The sequence below is a fragment of the Streptomyces sp. CNP082 genome, from assembly GCF_059570535.1.
The window spans coordinates 73,756-99,874 of record NZ_JCANSZ010000014.1 but is presented as its reverse complement, the minus strand read 5'-3'; the positions used below and the strand labels follow the sequence as shown (position 1 = coordinate 99,874).

Genomic DNA, 26,119 nt, shown 5'->3' with positions numbered 1-26,119 from the left:
GTTCGGGGGTACGGGGTCAGGCGGCGGCCGGGGCGGGGCCCTGGTGGTAGACGGAGTGCCAGACCTCGTTGCGTATCCGGCCGAACTCGGGCGACAGCCGGATCTCCTCGGTACGGGGATAGGGCAGCGCGACGTCCACGACGCGGTGGATCCGCCCGGGGCGGGCGGCCATCACCACCACCCGGCTGGCCAGGTAGACCGCCTCGTCGACGTCGTGTGTGATGAACATGACGGTGCGCTTGTCCTGGCTCCAGGTGTCCAGGAGCTGGTCCTGCAACTGCACCCGGGTCAGCGCGTCCAGCGCCCCGAACGGCTCGTCCATCAGCAGCACCTGCGGGTTGACCGCGTACGCCCGGGCGATGGCGCAGCGCTGCTTCATGCCGCCGGACAGCGTCTTGGGCAGCGCGTCGGCGAAGTCGGTGAGGCCGACGAGTTCGATGGCGTGGCCGGCCCGCTTCCTGCGCTCGCCGGCCGCCAGACCGGCGAGCCGCAGCCCGAACTCGACGTTCTGGCGCACCGTCAGCCACGGGAAGAGGGCGTACTGCTGGAAGATCACCCCCCGGTCGGGGCCAGGGCCGGTGACGGGCCCGCCGTCGACCAGGACCTCGCCCGAGGTGGGCTCGGCGAGCCCCGCGGCCATGTTGAGCAGGGTGCTCTTGCCGCAGCCCGAGGGGCCGACGACGGTGACGAACTCGCGGTCGGCGATGTCCAGGGACACCCCGTCCAGGGCGGTGAAGCCGGTGCCCTTCATCGGGAAGGTCTTCACGACGTCCCGGAAGGAGATTCTCTCGGTCATCGGCGCTCCTGCCAGCCGGTGAGACGCCGCTCGGCGAGCAGCAGCAGCCGGTCCATGACCAGGCCGAGCACGCCGATGGTGATCAGTCCCACGAAGATGGTGTCGAGGTCGTAGTAGGTCTGGGCGTGCTGCATGCGGAAGCCCAGGCCCTCCTGGGCGGCGATCAGCTCCGCGGCCACCACGGTGGCCCAGGCGGCGCCGAGGCCGATGCGCATGCCGACGAGGATGAACGGGGTCGACGCGGGGATCACGACCTTCAGGAAGATAACGCGGTCGGAGGCGCCGAGGACCCGGGCGGCGTTGATGAGGGTGCGGTCGACGTCGACCACGCCCTGGAAGGCGGCGACGACGCAGCTCAGGAACGCCGCCAGGAAGATGACGAAGACCTTCGGCGTCTCGCCGATGCCCATGAGCACGATCGCCAGCGGGATGAGCGCCAGCGGCGGGATGGTGCGGAAGAACTGCACGTACGGCTCCAGCAGCCCGCGGGCCGTGGGGTACCAGCCCATGAGGAAGCCGACGGGTATCGCCAGCGCGGTGCCGAGCGCGAAACCGGTGAAGACGCGGCGCAGGCTGGCGAGCAGGTCGTCGGCCAGGGTGCCGTCGGCGATCAGGTCACCCGCCTTCCGGGCGACGGCGAGCGGCCCCGGCAGGCTCTCGACGTTGAGGGCGGCCAGCACCGCCCAGACGGCCACGCCCACGGCCAGCGCGATGAGGTTCAGCACGAGGGAGCGGACCCGGCCGCGCCGCTCGGTGCTGCGGCGCGTGCGGGGCTGGGCGGCCCGCTTGCGGGGTGTGGTGATCACGGCCATACGCACCTCATTCGTCTCACGCCTGCCTCTCACGCGTGCGTCTCACGCGTCGTCCTGGGGACCGGCGTCTGCGGGGTAGTGGGAGAGCAGGGGGGATTCGTGGAGCACCAGGGCGATGGCGCCGAGCGCGCCGCCGGTGGCGCCGAGGGTCGCGGGGCGCAGCACCACGCGGTCGCGGGAGGCGGGCATGATGTGCGCGCCGAGGGCCTTCTCCACGGGGCCGGTGAGCGCCTCGCCGGTGCGGGCGAGTTCGCCGCCGATGACGATCACGCCGGGGCCGATCGCGTTGCAGACGGCGGCGAGTACGGTGCCGATGTGGGCGCCGGCGACGGCCAGCACGGCGCGGGCCGCGGGGTCGTCGGCGGACAGCGCGGCGGTGAAGTCGGCGAGGCCCTCGGCCCGGCCGCCGACGGCGCGGTAGGCGTCGAGTACGGCGCCGACGGAGGCCACGGTCTCCAGACAGCCCGCGCCGCCGCACTCGCAGGGGGCGCCGTTCGGCACGGCGGTGACGTGGCCGAGTTCGCCGGAGAGCCCGAAGGCGCCGCGGTGCAGCGAGCCGCCGACGATGAGGCCGCCGCCGACGCCGTGTGAGACGCGCAGGTAGAGGACGTCGGCGTCGTCGGCGGCGGCGCCCCAGGTGGCTTCGGCGAGCGCCGCGAGGCGGGTGTTGTTGTCCAGCAGGACAGGCACGCCGAAGCTCTTGCGCAGCAGATCGGACAGCACGTCCAGGCGCCGGCCGCCGGCGGTGAGGTCGCCGGGGGCGCCGATGGGGCCGACGACGCCGACGCCGACGGCGTCGAGCGCGCCGAGGCGCAGGGCGCCGCCGGTCAGGGTGCCCACGAGGCGTTCGGCGAGCCGTACGCGCTCCTCCCAGGGCAGGTCGGGGGCGTGCTGTTCGCTGGCGGAGCCGACGATCTCGTGGGCGACGTTGACGGCGGCGACGTGGACGGCGCGGCGGGCGAAGTCGATGCCGAGGGCCTGCCCGGCGTCGGGGTTGAGGGACAGCTTCTCCACGGGCCGGCCGCGCCGCCGCTCCTCGGCCAGCGGCGCGGCGGCGACGACGGCGCCGCTGGCGACGAGGTCGCCGACGATGTCGTAGAGCGTGGTGCGGGAGAGCCCGCAGCGGGTCCCGAGTTCGCCGCGGCTGAGGGGGCCGTGCTTGCGCAGCAGGGAGAGCACGAGCTCTTCGTGCTCGCGGCGGAGGCGGGAGAGGGGGCCGGCGGAGGGGTGCATGGCCGACAGCATGGAGACGCCCCGAGTTTTTCGTCAACAGGTCGGAAAAAAGAAACACACGGCCGCAAGACTCCCGTCACAGAACTCCGTCGGAGTTGCCGCCCGATGGTTCTCGCGTGACCTGCGGCGATGACCCGGGGCCCGGTCCCGGGGGTGTGCCCGGTCCGACCGGATTATTTTTCCGACCTGTTGACGAAAATCTTGGGACGTTCGCATCCTGGGCGCGCCACGACGAGAGAGGACGAGTGAAGATGACCCACTCAGCGAGCGGTTCGTCCATCGGCCGGCGGTCCCTGCTGGCCGGCGCCGGCTCCGTGGGAGCGGCGGCGGCGCTGGCGCCCGTACCGGCGTCCGCTGTATCTCCCGCGTCCGCGGCGGATCCCGCGTCCGCGGACGCGCCCGCGGGCGGGACGGGCGCCGCGGGGAACTGGCCCGACCTCGAACCGTACGGGCTCGCCGACACCCGCGCCGACCTGTGGCCGCGCGAGGACAACTCCTTCGTGCTGCCGCTGGAGCTGCGCCCCCGCGACGCGGAGCGCGGCGTGGTGTGGATGCGCGACACGTACGTCAACTGCTTCGAGGTCGACGGCCGTCCGCTGTACGTCGCCACCGGCACCACCCGCGTCCCCGGGCTGGAGACCGCGGGCCCGTACAACGACGGGATCTTCGTGTGGACGGCCCCCGACCTGAACGGGCCGTGGCGGCTGGCCGACACCACCGGCATCCGGCCGGGCGCGGAGAAGGGCAAGGTGTGGTCGCCTGAGTTCACCGGCGAGAACCGGCCGGGGCGTACCGTCGTCGCGCCGTGGCAGGAGTACTGGCACGACGACGAGTTCGGCAAGCGCGCCAACGTCTGGGCGCCGGAGGTGCACTACTTCCGCGGCACCTGGTACATCGTGGCCTGCATGGGCGACCACTCGCGCCTGGTCGGCTCGTTCATGCTGGTGAGCGAGGGCGGGGTGGAGGGTCCGTACCGGGTGATCGAGGGCAATCTCGACAAGCCCTTCGGCGATCCTGTCAGCGGCGGCCCGGCGTTCATCGAGCCCGGCGCGTACCACCACATCGACGGCAGCCTCTACAGCGAGGGCGACGAGGCCTGGCTGGTCCTCCACAACGACCTGTACGCGAAGTTCCGCGACGACATGGAGGACATCGTCCCGGCGACCGCGCTGCCGCGCTTCGAGCAGTCGCGCTACTCCCCCGAGCCGTATCTGGAGGGCGCGTACGTCTTCAAACACGAGGGGAGGTACTTCCTGGTGCACGCCGCGTGGGACCGGGCCTCGCTCGACGCGTACGGCAGCACGCGGCACGCGTACGAGCCGCGCGCCACCGGCCGCGTGCAGTACCAGTACGACGCGGTGGTGGCGGTCGCCGACCGCTTCGAGGGCCCGTACTCCAGACGCTGGACCGCGGGCGTGAGCACCGGGCACAACAACTTCTTCGCCGACGCGGACGGCCGGTTGTGGGCGACGTTCTTCCGCAACCCCAACTTCGGCTACTGGGCCGACCCCGTCCGCCTCGCCGACGCCGCCGTCCCCGGCGTCGTACGCCTGGAGTGGACCGGCGGACCCGACGGGCGCATCTACGTGCAGCGCCGCCGGGGGCGTACGGCCGCGGACTGACCGCGCTCCCCCACTCCCCTGCCGGCCCGCGTTGATCGCCGCGACACCGCCCGGCGCGCGGCGGACCGGTGGCAGACTGGCCACCGGTCCGCCGAAGGAGCCCGCAGTGTCGATGATCAAAAGCCTCCGCCACGTGGTGCGCAGGGCACCCCGGCGCACCGTCGACCTGAGCCACCACGCCCGCTCCCCGCTCGGCAGCGCGGTGGTGAACTGCGTCTCGTATCTGGACGGCGCGCGCCTGCAGCAGGGCAGTTGCCCGGCCGCAGAGGCGCTGCGGCAGGTGCGCAGGCGCGGGGAGGGCTTCGTGTGGATCGGGCTGCACGAGCCGCGGCAGGAGGAGTTCGCCGGCCTCGCCGACCTCTTCGGGCTGCATCCGCTGGCGGTCGAGGACGCGGTGCACGCGCACCAGCGGCCCAAGGTCGAGCAGTACGACGACACGCTCTTCGCCGTCTTCAAGACCGTGCGCTACGTCGAGCACGCGGAGCTGACCGCGACCAGCGAGGTGGTCGACACCGGCGAGCTGATGGTCTTCGCCGGACCCGACTTCGTGATCACCATCCGGCACGGGCCGCACGGCTCGCTGGGTCCGCTGCGCGAGGCGCTGGAGTCGTCGCCCGCGCAGCTCGCCCAGGGCCCGGCGGCCGTGCTGCACGCGATAGCCGACCACGTCGTCGACGACTACCTCGCGGTGACCGACGCGGTGCAGCGCGACATCGACGACGTGGAGTCCGGCGTCTTCAGCGAGCACGCCCGCCGCGGCGACGCCGGCCGGATCTACCAGCTCAAGCGCGAGCTGCTGGAGCTGCGCCGGGCCGTCGCCCCGCTGGACCGGCCGCTGCAGCGCCTCGCCACCAGCCCCATGCCGCACATCGCGCCGGGCATACGGGCGTACTTCCGGGACGTGGCCGACCACCTGCAGCGGATCACCGATCAGATCACGTCGTACGACGCGCTGCTGGACTCCATCCTCCAGGCGCATCTGGCGCAGGTGACCGTGGCGCAGAACGAGGACATGCGGAAGATCACGGCATGGGCGGCGATCATCGCGATCCCGACGATGGTGTGCGGGGTGTACGGGATGAACTTCGCGCACATGCCGGAGCTGGGCTGGACCTACGGGTATCCGGCGACGCTGCTGGTCATCGCGGTGGCGTGCGCCGTGGTGCACCGGGGCTTCCGCCGCAACGGCTGGCTCTGACGCCCGTACGCGCCGCGGGGGACGGCTGTCCGGATCCAGCGGGTGCCCGCCACTCCGATCCGATACGAAGTTGGCGTCCTTCTTGACTTAGAATCTGTCCACCGTAGGATCGGAGACGGCGAGAGCCACAGGAAGCAGGAAGACCTCGTACGGCAGGAGACGAAGACTCCGACATGCCCGTACGCCGCCGCTGCGAACCGCACGACTGCCCGGAGTCCGGTTCGTGGGTCGCGTCCAGGCGCAGACCGGCCACGCCGCCGGGTGCGTCGGCGCCTGCCCCGGCACTTCCGTGCTTCCTCCGCCCCGCGGTAGCCGAGCACCGCACCCTCAACCGCATGGTCCGGAAGGATTTTCATGGCCGACAAGCCTGAAGCACACGTCCACGACACCACCCCGGAGGAGGCGGCAGGCTGCCCCGTCGCGCACGCCCGCGCCCCGCACCCGACCCAGGGCGGCGACAACCGCCAGTGGTGGCCCGAGCGCCTGAACGTGAAGATCCTCGCCAAGCACCACCCCGCCGCCAACCCCCTCGGCGAGGACTTCGACTACGCCGAGGCGTTCCAGAGCCTGGACCTGGCCGCGGTCAAGCGGGACATCGCCGAGGCGCTGACCACCTCGCAGGACTGGTGGCCGGCCGACTTCGGCCACTACGGCCCGCTGATCGTCCGGATGGCGTGGCACAGCGCCGGTACGTACCGCATCCACGACGGCCGCGGCGGCGCTGGCGCCGGCCAGCAGCGCTTCGCGCCGCTGAACAGCTGGCCGGACAACGGCAACCTCGACAAGGCCCGCCGCGTGCTGTGGCCGGTGAAGCAGAAGTACGGCCGGAACCTGTCCTGGGCCGACCTGCTGATCCTCTCCGGCAACGTCGCGCTGGAGTCGATGGGCTTGGAGACCTTCGGCTTCGCCGGCGGTCGCGCGGACGTCTGGGAGGCCGAGGAGGACGTCTACTGGGGCCCCGAGAGCGAGTGGCTCGGGGACAACCGCTACAGCGGCGACCGCGAGCTGGAGAACCCGCTCGGCGCCGTGCAGATGGGCCTCATCTACGTCAACCCCGAGGGCCCCAACGGCAACCCCGACCCGCTCGCCGCGGCCCGCGACATCCGTGAGACCTTCCGCCGGATGGCGATGAACGACGAGGAGACCGTCGCCCTCATCGCCGGCGGCCACACCTTCGGCAAGACCCACGGCAACGGCCCCGCCGAGGCCGTCGGCCCCGCCCCCGAGGGCGCCCCGATGGAGGCCATGGGCCTGGGCTGGGCCAGCAGTCACGGCAGCGGCAAGGCCGGCGACGCGATCACCAGCGGCCTCGAGGTCACCTGGACCGACACCCCCACCGCCTGGGACAACAGCTTCTTCGAGATCCTCTTCGGCTACGAGTGGGAGCTGTTCAAGAGCCCCGCGGGCGCCAACCAGTGGCGGCCGAAGGACGGCGCCGGCGCGGGCACCGTGCCCGACGCCCACGACCCGTCGAAGCGGCACGAGCCGAGGATGCTGACGACGGACCTGTCGCTGCGCTTCGACCCCGCGTACGAGCAGATCTCGCGGCGCTTCAAGGACAACCCCGCGGAGTTCGCGGAGGTCTTCGCCCGCGCCTGGTTCAAGCTGACCCACCGCGACATGGGCCCGAAGGCCCGCTACCTCGGCCCGGAGGTGCCGGCCGAGGACCTCATCTGGCAGGACCCGGTGCCGGAGGTCACGCACGAGCTGGTCGACGCGGCGGACGTCGCGTCGCTGAAGACCCGGGTGCTGGCGTCCGGCCTGTCGGTGTCCGAGCTGGTCTCCACGGCGTGGGCGTCGGCGTCCACGTACCGCGACAGCGACAGGCGCGGCGGCGCCAACGGCGCCCGTATCCGCCTCCAGCCGCAGGTGGGCTGGGACGTCAACGAGCCCGCCCGCCTGGCGCGGGTGCTGCGCACCCTTGAGGGCGTGCAGGAGGAGTTCAACGCGGCGCAGTCCGGCGGCAAGCGGATCTCGCTGGCCGACCTGATCGTCCTCGCCGGCGCCGCGGGCGTCGAGAAGGCGGCCAAGGACGCCGGCGTCGAGGTCCAGGTCCCGTTCACCCCGGGCCGTACGGACGCCACCGAGGAGCAGACCGACGCCGAGTCGTTCGCCGCGCTGGAGCCGACCGCGGACGGCTTCCGCAACTACCTGGCCAAGGACGGCCAGCTCCCCGCCGAGTACCTGCTCCTCGACCGCGCCAACCTCCTCGCCCTGAGCGCCCCGGAGATGACGGTCCTCGTCGGCGGCCTGCGCGTCCTGGGCGCCAACCACCAGCAGTCCGCCCACGGCGCCTTCACCACGGCCCCGGGCACGCTGACGAACGACTTCTTCGTCAACCTGCTCGACATGAGCACCACGTGGAAGTCGGTCGACGGCGAAGGCCAGCTCTTCGAGGGCCGCGACCAGGCCGGCGAGGTCAAGTGGACGGGCACCCGCGCGGACCTGGTCTTCGGCTCGAACTCGGAGCTGCGCGCGGTGGCGGAGGTCTACGGGAGCGACGACGCGAAGGAGAAGTTCGTACACGACTTCGTCGCGGCGTGGGACAAGGTCATGACCCTGGACCGCTTCGACCTCAACTGACCCCGACCTGACCCCGACCGGGCCGGCCCCTTCCCGTGAGGGCCGGCCCGGCGGCTTTGCCGGGCGCCCTGTCCCCTACGATGAGGCTGCTCATCCGCCAACGGCCCGAAGGACCGCGATGGAGCGCTCACCGAGGATCACCCACCTGTCATGGGGCCGGACGGTGGTCGAGAAGACCACCCGGTCCTGTCCGGAGGGGCCCGAGAGGAAGCTGCTCGCGGCGGCGGCCACGGGCGCGGCTGAGGCCGTGCGGCCCCGGACCACAGCGGTGTGCGCACACGGCATCGGCAGCTGGTCCCCGTGGAGTGCACTCGCGGAGTGCTACGCGGCGATCGTCACCGCGGTCCTGGCCAGCCGCGGGGTGCGGCGGACGCGGCGGGAGTCGGCGAAGACCACCGCTTGGAGGACCGCGAAGCGGCCTATGCCCGCCAGGGCCGAGGCGGAGAGGTAGACGGCCTGCTCGGTGACGACCGAGGGGTCCGCCTGCATCGCGTGCAGCACCAGCAGCGCGGCGGTGGTGAAGGCGTAGGAAACGGCCACCGTCAGCGCCGACTGCAGGTGTACGCGCCAGCCGCCGCGCTCGCTGCGGAACGACACCCGGCCGTGCAGCTCGGTGGCCAGCACCGTCGAGACCACGGTGATCAGCGCGTTGGCGACCATCATCGGCATGGTCCCGTCGAGCAGCACGAGCGCACCGCTGGAGGCCAGTCCGACACCGCCACCGCAGACCACGAACCGGGCGAACGCCGCGACGGCCGGGCGGCTGGGGAGCTGAATCACGGGGTCCTCCGAGGTCGGTGTGCACCGCTTCTGCGGTAACACCCACGAAGCTACGGATCATCCGGCCCCGGCACGATCGGGGTTCCCCCCGTCCTTGGTAGGGGTTACCCCCCCTTCACCCCTGAGGGCTGGTGCCACCCCGCAGTACCGGTATCGACACCGTCGACCTTCTCTGCACCAACGGCAGGAGCCAGGAGCGGCAGGTTCTATGGGGCGGACGTGGCCATGGGCCCCTGGACTTCCAGGATGACAGCCGCGCCACCGATGGTCCGGTCTTCGTGCATCGTGATCGTTTGGCCGGGCTGGAGGTGTCGCCACTGCGAGGGATCGAGGGGCTGGTGTTCTGCGGCCGATGTGGAACATCGGAAATCGCACTCCAACTGGTGAGGACCACCTCAGCATTGCACTCCTGTGGGTCGAGTTCACCCCCACCCTGGGGCCCGGCGAGCGTTCCTCGGTGCGACTTGCGCAGGGCCACCTCCCACTCATCGTGGGCGAGGTAGTCCCAGACGTCGTTGATCGTGATGTCGTTCTCGGTGGCGATCCCCGCGGGGACCAGCAGGGAGGCGGCGACCACCCGGCAGGCCCCAGGCGCAACTCCGCAGATCGAGGCCCCGCCGGGGCGCTCGCCCGCGACCGTAGCCGGCACGTCCGCCGTGGGCAGCGACCCCTTTGACGCGCACGGCGCGAACTTGCCGGGCACAGCGCGACGCCGGCGCTCGGACTCGGGACAGCCGCGCTCAGGCGCGCGTCGCCTGCACCACGCCGTGGGGCACGACCTGCGTGCCTGGACACGTCACCTAGTACCACCCGGTCATGGCCGTGATGCTGTCCCGGGTCCAGGCCGTGCTTCCGCTCCGGATGTCCAGGACCAGCTTGGCCGCGGGGCTCGCCGAGTCCGCGGTGACGTGCGCGTTCTTCGCCCCCAGGTGGCCGGTGCGCTGGTTGTTGGAGCACATCGGGAGGGCAACGCCATCGGGACCGGGACCGACTCCTCTGTCTCGCCGCCACCTGCGCTCACGCCGCGCAACAGCCGATCAGCTGCACTGCGATGGACCGGCCCTCACCGAACGCTGCCGAGGTCGCCGAAGACTCGCACGATCCACCGGTCCATCCTGGCTGCGAAGTCCGCTGCTGATTCGATGTCCGAGGCAGGGAGGGAACCGGCGTCGTCCAGGCCGTCGAAAAAGTCCACATCGGCCCAGCCACCACGCAGCAGGACTACCGACAGCTCAGCCCCTGCCAGACTCGAGACAACCAGGCCGAGCGAATCGGGATCATTCACCCGAGCCCTGTCGGTCTCCAACGGCTGGGGCCACTCAGCCTCCCCATCCCTCCAGGTCATCTCTCCAACCGCAAGGCCGGCCGACCTCCAGCACCCGACTCGCTTCGCCAGCGCGGCAGCCGCCTCGTCGAGATCAACGACTCTGTCCATACGGGGGATCATCCCTCATGGACAAACCCCGGCAGCCCCAGAGCGTCCAGCCATAAGCGGCGAACGCGCCCGGCCTTCAGCCGGTGCGGTACGACGCGACCACGCCGCGGGAGAAGGACATGTCATCACCGTGGAGCCGGCCGGTGCCGACGGCGCCGACGGCCCAGACCTCCCGGGTGCCGGGTACGAGCTGAAGGTCGTAGACCTCGAAGTGCTGGGGTTCTTCGGTGCTCTCGCCGGAGCGGCCCGCGACCGGTTCCGGGTCCTTGATCATGTGCAGCCCGCCGTCGGCGGTGCGGTGCTGCTCGCTGCCGAAGGCGCTGCCCAGGACGAACCCGCCCGCGCCGTCCCCGGCCCCCCGCATGGCCGACTGGGGCGGCGTCTTCCTGCCCGAGGTGTCCAGGGCCTTCGGCGCCTTCCGCCAGCGCGAGCCGTCCCAGCGCAGCGCGAACGCCGTGTGGTGGACATCGGGGCCGGACTCGTCGGCGTAGCTGTGCGAGCCGAACGCCCACGCCTGCTTCGGGGAGAGGGCGACGATCTCCATCAGCCGGGCCTCCTCCTGCGGCTTCGGGTCGGCGTGGCGGTACTCGGGGGCGGGCACCGACCGCCACTCGTCGCCGTCGAAGTGCACGAGCCCCGGCTGCGGCACGTCGTCGTCCGACGGGTGACCGAGCCGGCCCGCTGCCCACACATCGTCCGGACCGCTCGCCGACAGCGAGTCGAAGTAGCCCTCGGCGGGCAGCCGATGGCTGCTCCACCGCCGGCCGTCCCAGTGGTGCGCGACGGGTTCGGGCGTCGACGAATCCAGCGCCCACACGTCGTCGGGCGCGAGTACGGCCACATCCCGCACGCTGAAGTCCACCGACGTCCTGTGCCACCGCCTGCCGTCGAAGCGCGCCGCCCCCGGCAGCCCTTGTGCCCCGACGTCCTCGGACCCCAACTCGCCGAACAGCCACACGTCCTCGGGACCGGACGCCTCCAGCACGGCGGCGGCCAGCCCCGCGCCCTTGTCCGGGCGCAGCAGCGCCGGCATCTCGGCGCGCCGCCAGTCGCCGCCGTCGCGGTGCAGCAGGTAGGCGTGGCTGGCGCCGTCGTCGCCCACCTGCGAGGCCACCGCCCAGCCCTCCTCGGGGGACGCGGCGGCAAGGCTGTGCACGCTCGCTTCCCGGGACGTACTGACGTAGTCCAGCCGCCAGCGCCCGGCACCCTCGTCCTCGCCGCCGCTGCCACATCCGCTCGCCAGCAGCACGGCCGCCGTCCCCCACACCACGCCGCGCCGCAACCGGGCCCCCGCGCGAAGCGCGGCACGCCGCGCCTGGCGGGTCTCGCGGGTGAAGCAGCGCCTCACGTGCCATCTCCTTCTTCGGCAGCCGTCCCCAGGTCATCCGGGTAGAGCTCCGGCGTGAACCAGGCACGGGACGACCTGGGCACGGAGAGCAGCAGCACCCCGAGCACCACCCCGAAGAAGAGGATCGCCACCGTCCGGGCCCCGCGATTGCCCTGCCACAGCCCCAGAGCCGCCGCGCCCGGCAGCAGCCCGAGAAGGGCGAACAGCGCGGCGACCGGCTCGCCGGCAGCGACCGCCAGCCCGATCCCGAACCCGACGAACACGACGGCCCAGAGCCCGGCATAGACGATCGCCACGATGACCGGAGCCGGAGGAACGTGCTTCTCTCCGCGCTCTCTGGTCGAGTCTGAGGACGACATGCCGAGTAATGTCGCCGCCGCCCGCGACCCCGTCCAGGACACCCGGATCTTCTTCACCGGACCTGCACAGGGAGTCGGCGGCGGTGAACCCGGGCTCGGCTCACGCCAGGCGGTGTTCCCACCTCAGCGCCGGGTCGTCCCCCATCCTCGGGACAGCCGCGCTCGGGGGGGGCGCGTCGCCTGCACCACGCCGAGGGGCACGAGCGGGCTACGGGGGGTGCGCGCCGCGGGGCGAAAGTCGACCCCCGTGGGCGACTTGCCCGGGTCTGGCGGGTGGGTTGCCGCGAGTTTTGACGCCGCGGGCACCGTCGCCAGCGCCAGGGCGCGTACGGCGTCCGCGGAGATCATCACCGGGCGGCGGCGGACGCGGTCCAGCCAGGCGCCGACCGGCAGGCCGAGCACGACGAACGGCAGGGTGAGGGTGGTCTTGAGCACGGATGTCGCCGCGGCGCCCGCGTGGAGTGTCGTCACCGCCGCCAGCGGGATCACCACCTGCCCGATCTGGGCGCCCCACAGGGCCACTCCCGACGCCGTCAGATACCGCCGCCGGTCCCGTTCGGCGTCGTTCCGTGCCGCTGTCGCCGTGGCTGCGCTCGTCGGGTCCGCGCTCGCCGGGTCCGCGCTCGTCGCGACATCGCTCGTCACGTGTTTGCTCGTCACGGCGGACAGCTTCCGCACCCGTCCCGCCGGGTCACAACTGATTCACGCTAGAGTGAATCGATCATGGCCCGTACGACGATCACCCTCACCCTCGGCGCGGCCGACCTGAGCCTCCTGCGCTGGGCGATCTCCCCCGCCTGGGAGCTGCTGGCGAGCATCCGCGCCCTGCACGCGCCGGCCGCGCGCGCCATCCACATGCCCTGGCTCACCGTCCACCGGGACGACCCCCTGCTGCGCTCCGCGGCGCCGGGGGCGGTGCGCACCCGCGCGCTGACCGCCGGTCCCCGCGACCACCTCCCCGGCTTCCTCGCGCCCACCCCCGCCTCGCCGCTGGCGACCATCGACGACGAGCTGCGGCTGGTGGCGGCCACCCCGGCGGACGTGGTGCGGCGGGATCTCCGCGGGGTGTTCCCGGACGGGGTGCCGCCGGCGCTGGCGCCGATGCTGCGGGCGCCGCGGCGCGAGCTGGCGGCGGCCGTACGGGAGTTGCGGGCCTACTGGCAGCGTGCGCTCGCGCCCGCGTGGCCCCGGGTCCGCGGGCTGCTGGAGTCCGACGTCCACCACCGGGCCCGTACGCTGACGGAGCGCGGGCCCGCCGCGATGTTCCGCGGCATCCACCGCGACCTGACCTGGCACGCGCACGCCGGTTCCGGCACCCTCACCGTCGCGAACCGGGCGGGTGCCTCCGGCCCGCGCCGGCGTGTGCTCGACGGACGGGGGCTCGTCCTCGTACCGTCCGCGTTCGCCTGGCCGCGCGTGTGGCTCAAGACCAGCGAGCCCTGGACGCCCGTCGTCCGCTACCCGGTCCGCGGCATCGGCGCGCTGTGGGAGGCGGAGGCCGACGCCCGTCCCGATCTCGCCGCCGCGCTCGGCGCGACCCGGGCGCGGCTGCTGCTGCTCCTGGAGACCCCTGCCACCACCGACGAGCTGGCCCGGCGCACCGGGCTGGCCGCGGGCGGGGTCTCGGTCCAGCTCCACCGGCTCGCCGCCGCGGGGCTGGTGCGCGGCCACCGCACCGGGCGCAGCGTGCTGTACGCGCGGACGGGGCGGGGCGAAGCGCTGCTGGCCTGACGGGCGGAGGGGCTGCGGGGCGGAGGGGCTGCGGGGCGGAGGGCCGGAGGGCCGAGGGGCGGCCGTGCCGGCCGTGGGGCATCAGCCGGGCGGGTCAGTGGATGACGTCGAAGACGTTCTTCTGGATGCCGTTGGCGTACGCCTCGTACTCGACCAGCTTCAGCTTCTGGGCGTCCTTGGAGGTCTCGCTGTACAGGCGCTTGCCCGCGCCCAGCAGCAGGGGGAAGACCAGCAGGTGGTAGCGGTCGACGAGGCCGGCGTCGGCGAGGCTGTGGTTGAGGGCGATGCTGCCGTGCACGCTGATGGGGCCGCCTTCGGTCTCCTTCAGGGCGGCGACCTCGTCGAGGGAGCGCAGGATCGTGATGTCGCCCCAGTCGGTGACGAGGCCGTCCTCGGCGAGGGTGGTCGAGACGACGTACTTCGGCAGCTCCTTGTACCGGGCGAACTCCTCCATACCCGGCCACACCTGGCTGAACGCCTCGTAGCTGCGCCGGCCCATCATCAGAGCGCCGGCCTCCTCCTGCTCCCGGCCCTTGAGCTCGTACGCCTCGGGGACGAACTCGACCTCCTTGAAGGTCCAGCCGGAGTTGCGGTAGCCGGGCTCGCCGCCGGGCGCCTCCATGACGCCGTCGAGAGAGACGAAAGCGGTGCTGATCAGGGTACGCATGAGCTGATGACTCCCGGTCCTGTGAGGGCTTCGGCGGGGGCGGCCCCCGCGCCGTGTGCGGTCATCCTTTACGACGGCACTGGCAGCCGGAAGTCATCGCCGGCCGCGCGAAAAGATTCGGGAGCCGGTTCAGTAGCGCAGCACCGCCGCGATGCGGCCGTGGTCCGCGAGGGTGTCGCCGGGGACGAACGTGACGTCCGCGCCGGTGTCGAGCGCCTTCTCGACGATCTCGTCCACGATGTCGTGGCGGGCCCGCGGGTCGTCGTCCTCGGCGGGGACCAGGTGGTCGCCGTCGGCCGGGCGGACGGTGATGCGGTAGTCCTCCTCGACGACCAGGCGGTGGACGCGGCCGTCGGAGACCTTCGACCACACCTCGTCGACGCCGCCCGCGAAGGCCCGGCGGCCCTGGGCGTCGACCAGGGCGTCGACGGCCGCGGCGGCGTGCTCGCGCGCCTGGGTCTGCCGGGCCGGGGCCACGGCTCGGGAGACCGCGTCCGGGGGGCCCTGGGCCAGGCCGCCGTGGGGGACGTGGACGGCGGTCGCGGCGGCGGTGCCGGCGTCGGCGAGGAGGGCCAGAGCGGCGTCCTCACCGGTGGCGTAGAGGGGTCGCGGATCCTTCTGCAGTACGGCGTGCAGCGCCGCGTCAGCGTCGCGCAGGAAGGTGCGGACCTCCTCGTCGCGGAACGTGCTGGGCGTGTCCCCGATCCGCTCCTCGCGCTCCGCGTCGGGGTTCTCCAGGCTCCTGGTCATGGGGAAGCCGTTGACGGCGGCCTGGGTGACGCGCTCGCCCGAGCCGCTCCAGAGGGTGACCCGGTCGGCGGCCAGGGAGAGCACCCAGTACGGGCGCTGCGCCGCGTAGGCCGCCACCAGGTTGCGGGTGAGGAACGAGTCGGCCAGCACGACCCGTTCGGGGACGGTGCGCGGGAGGGCGTACACGAGGTGCTCGGCCACCGTGGCGAAGACGACGAGGCCGTCCAGCGCCTGGGAGAGGTCGGTCTCGTCGGCCGCCGCGGCGAGCTGCCTGCGGACCTCCTCGCGGGCCGCGCGGGTCACGCCGGGGTCGCGGTCGAGCTGCCGCTCGGCCTCGGCCAGCACGTTGCGCAGCCGTACGCCGTCCTCGGCGTTGTGGGGGGTGCGCCGGTGCGTGGGCAGCGTGAGCGACACGGCGGGGTACGGGCGGCGCTCGCGCAGTTCCGCGAGCGCCGTGGGGGTGAGCGAGGTTTCCATCGTGCCTCTCCAGGTCCATCGGCCGTTGGTGCGGCGGAGGTCGGGGCGGTCAAGGCCGGGTCAGAGCGGGGTCAGAGCGGGGTCAGGGCCGGGTCAGAGGCGCTCGCCCGTGCCGCGTACGACGGCGACCGGGCAGTGCGCGTGCTGCAGGAGTGCGTGGCTGACCGAGCCGAGGAGCAGCCCGGCGAAGCCGCCGCGACCGCGGGCGCCGGTGACGAGGAGGCCGGCGTCCCTGCTCGCCTCGATGAGCACTTCGCGGGCCGAGCCCTCGACGGCCGTACGCTCGACCCGTACGCCCGGGTGCGCCTTCTCGGCAGCCGCCAGCGCCCCGGCGAGCACCTGCTTGCTCTCCGCGGCCGGGTCGTCCAGCCGCGGGTAGGTCCAGGCGCTCCATACGTGCAGGGCGACGAGGCCGACGTTCCGCCGGTCGGCCTCGTCGAAGGCGAAGCCGACGGCGGCGGCCCCGGCCCGCGAGCCGTCGACGGCCAGCAGCACCGGACCGCGGGCGCCGCGCCCGCCGGGCCGTACGACGAGCACGGGGCAGTGGCCGTACGCGGACAGGTGGATCGCGGTGGAGCCCACGAGCAGCCGGGCGAACGCGCTGAGCCCGCGGCCGGCGACCACCGCCAACTGCGCGCTCTTGGTCTCCTTGACCAGGACCTCCATCACCTCGCCGGTGACGACGTCCCCGCTGGCCTTGACGTCCGGCTCCGTCGCGCGGGCATGTGCCACGGCGTCGGTGACGACCTTCTCGGCCTCCTGGCGCAGCGCGCTGTCACCCGGGAGCATCGCGGCGGCGCCGGGGTAGGCGCCGAAGGCCGGCCAGAGGAACGCGTGCACCACCCGCAGGGCGCACCCGCGCAGCTTCGCCTCGTACGCGGCGACCGCGACCGCGTCAAGGCCCGCCGCGGAACCGTCCACGCCCACGACGACCGGCGCAGTCTCCATCCCAGCCACACTCCGTTCCCGCGCCACACGCGCCCCGCGGGCCGCACGCCCGGGGTCCTTCCCCGAGCCTGTGCCACCCGCGCCGGAGGCACCAGCGCTGCGCCCGCAGTCGGGTGAGCGGGGTACGGAGCCGCCACCCCGGGAAACGGACCGGCGCGCGGCCCGGGGCGTACCCCGGGACGCGCGCCGGCAGGACACGCCATCAGGACACGCTGTCAGGCGATCCGCATGGTGGCCATCATGCCCATCGCCGAGTGGTCGAGCATGTGGCAGTGGTAGACGTACGAGCCCTGGTGGGTGTCGAACGTCGCCTGGACCTTGACCGTCTCGTTCGGGCGCAGGTTGACGGTGTCCTTCAGCCCCGCCTCGCCCGGGCCCGGGGGCTGGCCGCCCCGCTCCAGGACGCGGAACTGCACGAGGTGCATGTGGAAGTTGTGCCACGCGATCTGGTTGAGGTTGGTGACGGTCCAGACCTCGCTGGCGCCGAAGCGGATCTGCTGGTCCACCCGGGCCGGGTCGTACAGCTTCTCGTCTATGTACGCCTGCGGGTCCGGCCGGCCGTCCTCGTCCATCCGCAGGGTGATGGTGCGCTCGGCGGTCGGCTGCGGCAGCGGCGGCAGCTCGCGCAGCACGGAGGGGACGCTGCTGCTGTCCTTCGCCCTGCGGACGATGTCGAAGCGCAGTACCTGGCCGACGAGCTCGGGGTCGCCGAAGCCGCCGGTGTTCTTCAGCACGACGCTGCTGCCGACGGCGTAGCGGGAGAAGTCGATGACGACGTCGGCGCGCTCGGCGGCGGACAGCGGGATGCTGGCGGTGGGGTACGGGCGGGGCAGCAGCCCGCCGTCGGAGCCGATCTGGATCATTTCGCTGCCGTCTTCCAGCCCCAGTTGCATGAAGCGCTGGTTGGAGGCGTTGAGGAAGCGGATGCGGTACTTGCGGGCCGCGACCTCCACGTACGGGTACGCCTTGCCGTTGGCGATCATCGTGGTGCGCAGCCGGTCGCCCATCGTGTAGTGCAGGCCGGTCTCGTCCACGTTGGCGTCGCGGATGGCGATGGGCAGGTCGTACTGCCCGGTGGGCAGCGGCAGGGCCTCCTCCTCCTCGTCGGTGAGGAGGTACTGGCCGGACAGCCCGCGGTAGACGTTCTCGGACTCGATGTGGTGGGCGTGGTCGTGGTACCAGAGCGAGGCGTGCGGCTGGGTGTTGGGGTAGTAGTACGTACGGTCCTCGCCCGGGGCGATGGTCTCCATCGGCTGGCCGTCGTGCTGCGCCTCCACCTCGCCGCCGTGCAGGTGCACCGACGCGGGCACGTCGAGCCGGTTGCGCTGCTCGATGACGACGGGCCGGCCGCGGCGCGCCTTGATCAGCGGGCCGGGGAAGTTCCCGTTGAAGGTGAGCACCTGCGACTGGATGCCGGGGAGTATCTCCGCGGTCGCCGGCTGCATGGTCATCACGTAGGTGTCCACGCCGCCCGTCGACACCGGCGACAGCACCGCGGGCAGTGGCATGGGCTGGGTGAAGGGTGTGGCCGCGGGCGCCGCCGCCCCCGCGCCGGCGGGCTGTGCCCCGGCCGGTGTGGTCGCCAGCGGCACTAACGCAGCCCCGGTCACTCCCGCGCTCGCCGTGACCATGCCCGCTGCGAGCACCCTGCGCCGACTCACCATGACAGTTGCCTCCCTGAGAACTGTGACCTGCGTGCGCCCTGGATTTCCGCCCGCCACAGCGCCGTGACGGGCGGAAATCCAGGGGGGGTGAGGATGAGAACGTGACGTCCAGGCGGTCGCGAGGCCGTGTCGCCCGGGCCGCGGACAGTCTGTGCGCTCACCGGTGCGGGCCGGCGCCGGGAGCCGTTGGCCCCGGCCCGCAACGGGTTCAGCGCGATCCGCAGCAGTGCGGACCGCGCTGGAGGTGTGAGCGACTCGCACCTCGTGTCCGCAGTATGGAACGCCCCACTTGGTGATGACTTGATTTCCTGCACGAGGGATGGCGGCAAAGCCCGAAGCAGACTGATTTATTCTTCAACGATCTGAACGCCGCGCGCAGTTGACCTTGGCGCGACCGGTACCCGGGGCCCGCGCGGGACCCGTCCCGGGGCGGCGGCGGTACGGTGCGGGCAGCACCCCGGGCGTCGGCGGGAGGAGCGGGGATCGTGGGACGTGTACGGCGCGGTACGGCCGGGCTCGTACTGCTCGCGGTCGCCGGGCTGGCCGGGCCCGTCGCCTGCACAGGCGGCGACGGCGGGGACGGCGCGAAGGGCGCGAGCCCGTCGGTGTCCCCCGACCCGCTGCCCCGGACGCCGCCGCCCCCGTCGCAGCAGACCGTGCGCAGCAGCGAGGAAGCCTGCGACTTCACGGGGGCGTTCGAGGCCGGCAAGGTGAAGGCGTACCTTCCCGGCGGTCCCGCCTACGAGGGCCCGGGACCGCACCCCGCCGTGCTGTTCAAGGACGAAGTCCCCGGCGCGGAGAGCGAACCGCCGTATCTGCCCGACGGCTGGGATCCGGCATACGACAACCACGACACCCAGCTGGTGGTCTGCCAGTACGACGACTGGGAGCACCCGAGCCGGACCGTCGGCACCTGCACCTACCTCGGCGGCGCGAACAACACCGGCGACGGCGAGGTCGACGTCCAGAGTGCGCGCTACGTCTACCGGGTCTTCGAGGCCGCCACCGGCGAGCTGGTGACGGAGTTCGCCCTGGACGGCACGACGAGCCCCGAGCAGACGTGCCCGGATTCGACCCTTTACCTCGCCAACGACTTCCAGCTCGTCACCACCGAAGCCCTCGCCGACAAGCTCCGGCCGTTCGTGGCGGGCCGCCGCTGACGCCGCCGGCCGCCGCGCCGCCCCGCGAAAGGGGCGTACGCGACGGCCGGCAGGGCGTTCCGTATCCGGTGTGCCGTACGCGAACGGGCGCGGCGCCGTGCCCGTTCGCGTACGCGATCAGGGGGTCAGGACAGCAACTGCTGCCACGCCGCCGTGTCCAGCTCCCCGCCCGACGGCGCCCGGCGCCCGCGGCCGAGCAGCGCCTCGACGGCCTTCGCGACCTCGCCGTCCGACCCGGCGCGCCCGCGCGGGGTGATCAGCGGCCAGATGTCCGAGCCCAGGTAGCCCGTCTCGTCGGCGCGCTTGTGGTACTCCGCCGAGCAGGAGTGCCGCTCGACGCCGCCGGCCTCGGCGAGCTTGGCCACGGCCCGTTTCGTGGCCGGGCCGAAGAGCCCGTCGGCCGGCAGCCCGCCGAACCCGTGGGCGCGCAGCAGGTGCTGCGCCGCGCGCACCACGGGGCCGCTGTCGCCGGGACGCAGCAGCGGCCAGACGGCGGGCTGGGCCGGCGTGGGTTCGCCGAGCACCCCGGCCACCTCCTCGCGCAGCTCCGGCAGGCGGCCGTAGAGGACTTCGCCGGGGCACTCGGTGGAGTTGAAGTCGCGGTGGCCCATGATGTTCTCGACCGGCCGCCCGTACTGCCCGGCGATCCAGGCGACCATCGCGACGAGCGAGTCCCACAGCGCGGCGGGTACATCGACGTCGGTGTACAGGCCCTCGTTCTCGATGCCGATGACCTCGCTGTTGTGGCCGCCGACGTTGGCGCCCTGCACGTGCTGGGTGCCGCCGCGGACGACGTCCAGGCTCTCGTGCCGGCCTTCCAGGTTGTATCCGCCGCGGCTGATGGTGAACTGCTGGCCGGTGTCGCCCCAGCCCTGTGTGTCCATGTGGAAGTTCTGGATGGACCGGCAGATTTCCATGGCGTGTTCCAGCGAGTAATCCTCGCTGTTGCCGGGTTCCGCGGTGTGGTGGACGACGATGTACGTCGGCACGTGATCGAGGACGACGATGTCGATTTCCGGCGGTCGGGCACCCCATTCCGCGGTGGTGTAGATACGCGGCTCCGGCGCCGCGAGCGCGCGGGCGCCGCGGTGCGGAGCGAGGGCCGCGGCGGGCGCGGACATGGGCGCTGACCTGGGGGCGGCGTGTGCTTGACCCGCCGCGCCGAGCCCGAGTGCGCCGGCCGCGGAGGCGGTCAGTCCGCCGCGCAGCAGGGTGCGGCGGCCGAAACCCGGATGTGCTGCCATCCTGGTCTCCTTCAGGTGGGGGGTGGATGTGGGGGGTTCATAGTGGGCTCCATAACATGCACACGACAACCCCTGAGTAACAACGGCCTCTATTTCACGGCGAATTGAGGTCACCAACTCCCGCGCCAATGGGCCGACCAATGAAAACGACGATACGCGAATAGTGATGACGCCCGGCGCCGCCTCGCCGGGCGCGCGGTAGCCTCTCGCACGACGCGTCGAGGAGGTCCGGTGGTACGGGAACAGGCAGGCCGGGTGCTCGGCACCAACCTGCGGGCGCTGCGGGCGCGGGCGGGGCTCACCCTCTCCGGGCTGGCGCGCGCCTCCGGGATCGCCAAGGGAACGCTGTCGCAACTGGAGTCCGGGGCCGGGAACCCCACCATCGAGACGGTGTTCAGTTTGTCGAACGCCCTGGGGGTCCCGGTGTCGTCGCTGCTCACCGAGCGCGAGGACCCGGACGTGCTGCTCGTCCGCTCGGCGGGGCTCGAAGTGCTCAGCAGCAACGCGGTCGACCTGCGGATGCTGCGCCGCATGGACCTCACCGACACGGTCGTCGAGCTGTACGACCAGCGGGTGCGCCCCGGCGAGGTGCAGCACTCCGCGGGCCACCCAGGGCGCGAGCACGTCGTCGTCACCTCCGGGCGGCTCCGGGTGGGTCCGCCGGAGGCACCGTACGAACTGGGCCCCGGCGACTACGTCTGCTTCCCGGCCGCGGGGCCGCACGTCTACGAGACCGTCGGGGGCCCGGTGCTCTCGGTGCTGATGCTGGAGTACCCGGCCGCCGCGCACCAGGTCCCGCCGGTCGCCTCGTGCGCCGTGCCGGAGCCGCGGCGAAACGCACCACGCGTCCCCGGAACAGGGGCTTGACCGCCGATCGGCGCCGTCCATACGCTCGTTGGCGTTCGTTTTAATGAACGGAGGTGGGCGGCGGGTGGCGGACCGGGTGGCGTACCGGATGGCCCACGACGTAGTGGTCGTGGGCGCCGGTGTGATCGGCGCGGCCTGCGCCGAGGCGCTGACCGCCGCCGGGCTCTCGGTGGCCGTGCTGGACCGCGGCGCCCCCGCGAGCGGCACCACCGCCGCCGGCGAGGGCAACGTCCTGGTCTCCGACAAGGCCCCGGGCCCCGAGCTGGCCCTCGCTCAGTACTCCCGCCGCCGCTGGCCCCACCTGCTCGCCGAACTGCGCGAACTGCTGGGCCCGCGCCGCGCGGAGGCGGAGTGGGAGGCCAAGGGCGGCCTGGTCGTCGCCACCACGCCGGCGGCGGCCGGCGCGCTGACGGACTTCGCCGCCGCCCAGCGCACCGCGGGCGTCCGGGCGGAGCCGGTGAGCCCCGCCGAGGCCGGTGCGCTGGAGCCGCACCTGACCGCGGCCGTGACGGCGGCCGTGCACTACCCGCAGGACGGCCAGTTGCAGCCGGTCCTCGCGACGACCGCACTGCTGGCGGCGGTACGGGCCCGGGGCGGCCGGGTGCGGTCCGGGGTCACCGCGCTGGGGGTCACCACCGGCGCCGCGGGCGCCGTCACCGGCGTACGCACCGACCTGGGCACGCTGCCGTGCCGCGCGGTCGTCAACGCCTGCGGGCCGTGGGCCGGCCGGTTCGCCGCGGCGGCGGGCGCCCCGGTCGCGGTCCTGCCGCGGCGCGGGCTTGTCCTCGTCACCGCCGCGCTGCCCGCGGGCACGGTGCGGCACAAGGTCTACGACGCCGACTACGTCGGCGCGGTCGCCGGCGGCACCGCGGACCTGCAGACGTCGACGGTCGTGGAGGCGACGCCGGCCGGGACGGTGCTCGTCGGCTCCAGCCGGGAGCGGGCCGGCTTCGACGAGACGGTCCGGGTGGCGGTGCTGCGGGAGCTGGCGCGCAAGGCGGCCGGGCTGTTCCCCGTACTCGCCGGCGTGCCGGTGATCCGCGCGTACGGCGGCTTCCGCCCGTACGTGCCGGACCACCTGCCGGTGATCGGCGAGGACCCGCGCCGCCCGGGCCTGTGGCACGCGACGGGGCACGAGGGCGCGGGCATCGGCCTGGCGGCGGGCACGGGGCAGTTGCTGGCGGACCTGCTCACCGGGCGGACGCCGCAGGTGGACGCGGAGCCGTTCCGGGTGGACCGGCCGGAGGTCATGCGAGAGGCGGAGGCGGATGAGGCGGCGTAGCCGGGCACGGGTGCGGGCTCGGGGCGGCGACGGGGCGGCCGGGAGCCGGGCGGGCCTGCGCGCGGGCTCCGGAAGCGCCGGATCCGGTACGGACCGCGCGGCGGATGCCCGTACGGGACGGGCGGCGGGCTCGCCGCCGGGCCGTGCGGACGGTGCCGGTGCGGACGGTGCCGCCGATGCCCGTACGGGGCAGGCCGGGAGCCTGATGACCGTGCGGGTCGACGGGGAGGAGACGGCCGCCGAGCCGGGGCGGACCGTCGCCGGGCTGATGCTGGCGCTCGGCCGGACCTCCTGGCGGACGACCCGCGGCGGCGGCCGGCCGCGCGGGGTCTTCTGCGGCATGGGCGTCTGCCACGACTGCCTCGTGGTGGTCAACGGCGTCCCTGACATCCGCGCCTGCCAGCGGCTCGTCCGCGACGGCGACGACATCCGCACCCAGGACGGCACGGAGCTGCCGGCGTGAGCGGACCTGAGGAGAACGGAACCGGCGCGGAGCCGCACGAGGCGAGCCGCGGCGACGCCGACCGGGGCGACGCCCACCGGCGGGACACGAACCGGTCCGACGTGAACCGACGCGGCACCGACCGACGCGACACGGCCCCGCCCCGCGCGGTCCCCGCTGACGGACGCGGCACCCCCCACCCTGCCCGCGCCCGCCGCGACACCGCCCCCGTCGTCGTCATCGGCGGCGGGCCCGCCGGGATGGCCGCCGCCCGGGCCGCGGCCCGGCTCGGCGTCCCCGTCCTGCTCGTGGACTCCGGCGCCGCGCTCGGCGGGCAGTACCACCGGCAGAACTCCCTTGCCGGCCGCGACCGGTTCGCGCTGCCGCCCGGCGTCGAGCACCTGCCGCACTCCGTCCTCTGGGCGCTGGAGCCCGTGCCCGGCGGCGGGCACCGGGTGCACCTGCGCACCGGCCCCGCCGACGGCCCGGGCCGTACCGGGCGCAGCGTCGAGACCCGCGCGCTGGTGCTGGCCACCGGGGCGTACGACAGGGCGCTGCCGTTCCCCGGCTGGGACCTGCCCGGCGTCTTCACCGCCGGTGCCGCGCAGGCGCTGGCCAAGGGGCAGGGCCTGCGGGTCGGTGAGCGGGTGCTGCTGGCCGGCACCGGGCCGTTCCTGCTGCCGGTCGCCGCGTCGCTGACGGCTGTCGGGGCGCGGGTCGCCGGGGTGCTGGAGGCCGGGGAGCCGGTCACCGCCTGGCTGCGGCGGCCGGCGGACGTCGTCGCCGGGCGCCGCAAGTTCGGCGAACTCGCCGGCTACGCCGCGCTGCTGGCCCGCCACCGCATCCCGTACCGGCGCCGCACCGCCGTCGTCGCCGCACACGGCACGGACCGCGTGACGGCGGTCACCACGGCGCGCCTCGACGCCGGCTGGCGGATCGTGCCGGGCAGCGAGCGCCGCGTGGAAGCCGACGCCGTGTGCGTCGGCTTCGGGTTCGTGCCGCAGGTGGAGACGGCCCTCGCCGCCGGCTGCGCGCTCGACGGCGGGTTCGTCGCGGTCGACGCCGCCCAGGCCACGTCGGTGCCGGGCGTGTTCGCGGCGGGCGAGCTGACGGGCGTCGGCGGCGCGGGCCCGGCCGCCGCCGAGGGCGAGGTCGCGGGCACCGCCGCGGCCCGGCTCCTCGGCGCCCGCCCGGCGCCCCCGGTGGCGGCGCTGCGGCGGGTACGGGCCGGGCGCGGGTTCGCCGCCGCGCTGGCGCGGGCGTATCCGGTGCGGGACGGGTGGCGTACGTGGCTGCGCGAGGACACCCTGGTGTGCCGCTGCGAGGAGGTTCCGTACGGCGAGCTGCGCCGCGCGGTCGAGGAGCGCGAAGCGCTCGGAGTACGTGCCGTGAAGCTGGTCAGCAGGGCGGGGCTCGGCCCGTGCCAGGGCCGCGTGTGCGGCCCCAGCGTCGCCTGCCTGACGGGGGTGCCGGACGCGGCGGCGTTCGCGCGGCGCCCGATCGCGTCGCCGGTCAGGCTGGGCGAGCTGGCGGAGCCGCCGCCCGCCGGCCCGGACCCGGCACCGCCGTGACCGGCCCCGCGCCCAGGCCCCGGCCCCGTACAGCCACATCGCCACATCGCCACACCGCCAAGGAGACCGCTATGCCGCACGACACGTGGGACACACGGGACACCGCAGCTCCGGCCGGCCCGGCGGGGGTGTGACGTGCGCGCCTCCCGCTACTTCACGGCCGTCGACTCCCACACCGAGGGCATGCCCACCCGGGTGATCACAGGCGGCGTCGGGGTGGTGCCGGGCGCCACGATGGCCGAGCGCCGCGCGTACTTCGCCGAACACCTCGACGACATCCGGCAGTTGCTGGTGAACGAGCCGCGCGGGCACGCCGCGATGAGCGGTGCGGTCCTCCAGCCGCCGACCCGCCCGGACGCCGACTACGGCGTGCTCTACATCGAGGTCTCCGGCCTGCTGCCGATGTGCGGGCACGGCACGATCGGCGTGGCCTCGGTGCTGGTGGAGACCGGGATGGTCACGGTCACGGAGCCGGTCACGGAGGTCCGGCTGGACACGCCCGCGGGGCTGGTGACCGCCCGGGTCGCGGTCTCGGGCGGGCGGGCGGAGTCGGTGACGTTCCGCAACGTGCCGGCGTTCGCGCTGGAGCTGGACGCCGCGGTGGAGGTGCCGGGTCTGGGGCGGGTCACGTACGACATGGCGTACGGCGGCAACTTCTACGCGATCCTGCCGATCGAGTCCCTGGGCATCCCGTTCGCGAAGGCGGAGAAGGAGCGGATGCTGAGCGCGGGCCTGGCGATCATGGACGCGGTCAACGAGCAGAACCGCCCGGTGCACCCGGCGGACCCCGGCATCTCGGGCTGCAAGCACGTCCAGTTGACGGCCCCGCCCGCCGGCGGCCCGGCCGGCAGCGCCGACGCGCGCAACGCGATGGTCATCCACCCCGGCTGGTTCGACCGCTCTCCCTGCGGCACGGGCACCTCGGCGCGGATGGCGCAGTTGTACGCGCGCGGGGAGCTGGCGCTGGGCGCGGACTTCGTCAACGAGTCGCTGCTCGGCACCCTGTTCACCGGCCGGCTGGAGTCGGAGACCGAGGTCGGGGACCTGCCGGCGCAGGTGCCGACGGTGACGGGCCGGGCCTGGATCACAGGCATGGGCCAGTACCTCCTCGACCCCGAGGACCCCTTCCCGGCCGGCTTCACGCTCTGAC

Annotated in this window: 24 protein-coding genes; 10 read left to right on the top strand and 14 right to left on the bottom strand. The window is 73.6% G+C overall.

All coding sequences use genetic code 11. The features are described 5' to 3' along the window. Positions 1–16: 16 nt before the first annotated feature. The 3 genes from B124_RS14675 to B124_RS14665 are packed head-to-tail and all read right to left on the bottom strand — an operon-like array spanning position 17 to position 2,853. Complete coding sequence (locus B124_RS14675) at positions 17–796, bottom strand: ABC transporter ATP-binding protein (protein ID WP_496503257.1); 780 nt, start codon at positions 794–796, stop codon at positions 17–19. Beyond that, positions 793–1,608 carry an ABC transporter permease gene (locus B124_RS14670; RefSeq protein WP_496503256.1) on the bottom strand — a complete coding sequence of 272 codons (816 nt, stop codon included), beginning with the start codon at positions 1,606–1,608 and terminating at the stop codon, positions 793–795. Before B124_RS14670 ends, B124_RS14675 begins: the two co-directional genes overlap by 4 nt. A 42-nt stretch (positions 1,609–1,650) precedes the next feature. Continuing rightward, entirely contained in the window at positions 1,651–2,853 is a 1,203-nt protein-coding gene (locus B124_RS14665) for an ROK family protein (RefSeq protein ID WP_496503255.1), read from the bottom strand. A 239-nt stretch (positions 2,854–3,092) separates the two neighbouring features. On the opposite strand from B124_RS14665, the gene B124_RS14660 reads away from it, so the two are divergent. The 3 genes from B124_RS14660 (at position 3,093) to katG (ending at position 8,244) form a co-directional block, all read left to right on the top strand. Further along, the gene (locus B124_RS14660) at positions 3,093–4,463 is read left to right on the top strand and encodes a family 43 glycosylhydrolase (protein WP_496503254.1); all 1,371 of its coding nucleotides are present in this window, start codon (positions 3,093–3,095) and stop codon (positions 4,461–4,463) included. A gap of 112 nt (positions 4,464–4,575) precedes the next feature. Further along, a complete protein-coding gene (gene corA / locus B124_RS14655) occupies positions 4,576–5,661 on the top strand; it encodes a magnesium/cobalt transporter CorA (RefSeq protein ID WP_496503253.1) in 1,086 nt (361 codons plus the stop codon). A gap of 354 nt (positions 5,662–6,015) precedes the next feature. Continuing rightward, entirely contained in the window at positions 6,016–8,244 is a 2,229-nt protein-coding gene (gene katG, locus B124_RS14650) for a catalase/peroxidase HPI (protein ID WP_496503252.1), read from the top strand. A gap of 321 nt (positions 8,245–8,565) precedes the next feature. Here the strand turns inward: katG and B124_RS14645 are convergent, their stop codons facing one another. The 6 genes from B124_RS14645 to B124_RS14620 all read right to left on the bottom strand — a co-directional run bounded on the left by B124_RS14645 (position 8,566) and on the right by B124_RS14620 (position 12,826). Next, entirely contained in the window at positions 8,566–9,024 is a 459-nt protein-coding gene (locus tag B124_RS14645; RefSeq protein WP_496503251.1) for a GtrA domain-containing protein, read from the bottom strand. Positions 9,025–9,824: 800 nt separating this feature from the next. Next, positions 9,825–9,983: a hypothetical protein gene (locus B124_RS14640; protein ID WP_496503250.1), complete on the bottom strand. Its 159-nt coding sequence runs from the start codon at positions 9,981–9,983 to the stop codon at positions 9,825–9,827. A 104-nt stretch (positions 9,984–10,087) separates the two neighbouring features. Beyond that, entirely contained in the window at positions 10,088–10,459 is a 372-nt protein-coding gene (locus tag B124_RS14635; RefSeq protein ID WP_496503249.1) for a hypothetical protein, read from the bottom strand. A gap of 76 nt (positions 10,460–10,535) precedes the next feature. Next, complete coding sequence (locus tag B124_RS14630) at positions 10,536–11,807, bottom strand: hypothetical protein (RefSeq protein ID WP_496503248.1); 1,272 nt, start codon at positions 11,805–11,807, stop codon at positions 10,536–10,538. Then, a complete protein-coding gene (locus tag B124_RS14625) occupies positions 11,804–12,223 on the bottom strand; it encodes a hypothetical protein (protein WP_496503247.1) in 420 nt (139 codons plus the stop codon). The genes B124_RS14630 and B124_RS14625 overlap by 4 nt, the downstream gene beginning before the upstream one ends. 66 nt (positions 12,224–12,289) lie before the next feature. Continuing rightward, a complete protein-coding gene (locus tag B124_RS14620) occupies positions 12,290–12,826 on the bottom strand; it encodes a hypothetical protein (protein ID WP_496503246.1) in 537 nt (178 codons plus the stop codon). Positions 12,827–12,889: 63 nt separating this feature from the next. On the opposite strand from B124_RS14620, the gene B124_RS14615 reads away from it, so the two are divergent. Further along, on the top strand, positions 12,890–13,897 hold the full coding sequence (locus tag B124_RS14615; RefSeq protein ID WP_496503245.1) for a DUF5937 family protein: 1,008 nt from the start codon (positions 12,890–12,892) through the stop codon (positions 13,895–13,897). A gap of 94 nt (positions 13,898–13,991) precedes the next feature. Here B124_RS14615 and B124_RS14610 read toward each other — a convergent pair whose 3' ends face one another. The 4 genes from B124_RS14610 to B124_RS14595 form a co-directional block, all read right to left on the bottom strand. After that, on the bottom strand, positions 13,992–14,564 hold the full coding sequence (locus B124_RS14610) for a dihydrofolate reductase family protein (protein ID WP_496503244.1): 573 nt from the start codon (positions 14,562–14,564) through the stop codon (positions 13,992–13,994). Between the two features lie 129 nt (positions 14,565–14,693). Beyond that, positions 14,694–15,791, bottom strand: a complete 1,098-nt coding sequence (locus tag B124_RS14605) for a baeRF3 domain-containing protein (protein WP_496503243.1) — start codon at positions 15,789–15,791, stop codon at positions 14,694–14,696. 93 nt (positions 15,792–15,884) lie between these two features. Further along, positions 15,885–16,739, bottom strand: a complete 855-nt coding sequence (locus B124_RS14600; RefSeq protein ID WP_496503242.1) for a universal stress protein — start codon at positions 16,737–16,739, stop codon at positions 15,885–15,887. 215 nt (positions 16,740–16,954) lie between these two features. After that, positions 16,955–18,403, bottom strand: coding sequence for a multicopper oxidase family protein (locus B124_RS14595; protein WP_496503241.1), 1,449 nt, complete (start codon positions 18,401–18,403; stop codon positions 16,955–16,957). 485 nt (positions 18,404–18,888) lie between these two features. On the opposite strand from B124_RS14595, the gene B124_RS14590 reads away from it, so the two are divergent. Then, positions 18,889–19,563, top strand: a complete 675-nt coding sequence (locus tag B124_RS14590; RefSeq protein WP_496503240.1) for a hypothetical protein — start codon at positions 18,889–18,891, stop codon at positions 19,561–19,563. Between the two features lie 125 nt (positions 19,564–19,688). Here B124_RS14590 and B124_RS14585 read toward each other — a convergent pair whose 3' ends face one another. Further along, positions 19,689–20,807, bottom strand: coding sequence for a peptidoglycan recognition protein family protein (locus B124_RS14585; RefSeq protein WP_496503239.1), 1,119 nt, complete (start codon positions 20,805–20,807; stop codon positions 19,689–19,691). Between the two features lie 231 nt (positions 20,808–21,038). Here B124_RS14585 and B124_RS14580 point away from each other — a divergent pair, with 231 nt between their 5' ends. From B124_RS14580 to B124_RS14560, 5 genes are all read left to right on the top strand, one after another. Continuing rightward, complete coding sequence (locus tag B124_RS14580; protein WP_496503238.1) at positions 21,039–21,674, top strand: helix-turn-helix domain-containing protein; 636 nt, start codon at positions 21,039–21,041, stop codon at positions 21,672–21,674. An 88-nt stretch (positions 21,675–21,762) separates the two neighbouring features. Continuing rightward, on the top strand, positions 21,763–22,956 hold the full coding sequence (locus tag B124_RS14575; protein WP_496503296.1) for an NAD(P)/FAD-dependent oxidoreductase: 1,194 nt from the start codon (positions 21,763–21,765) through the stop codon (positions 22,954–22,956). Positions 22,957–23,161: 205 nt separating this feature from the next. After that, the gene (locus B124_RS14570) at positions 23,162–23,419 is read left to right on the top strand and encodes a (2Fe-2S)-binding protein (RefSeq protein WP_496503295.1); all 258 of its coding nucleotides are present in this window, start codon (positions 23,162–23,164) and stop codon (positions 23,417–23,419) included. Beyond that, complete coding sequence (locus tag B124_RS14565) at positions 23,416–24,969, top strand: FAD/NAD(P)-dependent oxidoreductase (RefSeq protein ID WP_496503237.1); 1,554 nt, start codon at positions 23,416–23,418, stop codon at positions 24,967–24,969. Before B124_RS14570 ends, B124_RS14565 begins: the two co-directional genes overlap by 4 nt. Positions 24,970–25,104: 135 nt before the next feature. Then, positions 25,105–26,118, top strand: a complete 1,014-nt coding sequence (locus B124_RS14560; RefSeq protein WP_496503236.1) for a proline racemase family protein — start codon at positions 25,105–25,107, stop codon at positions 26,116–26,118. Position 26,119: the final 1 nt, after the last annotated feature.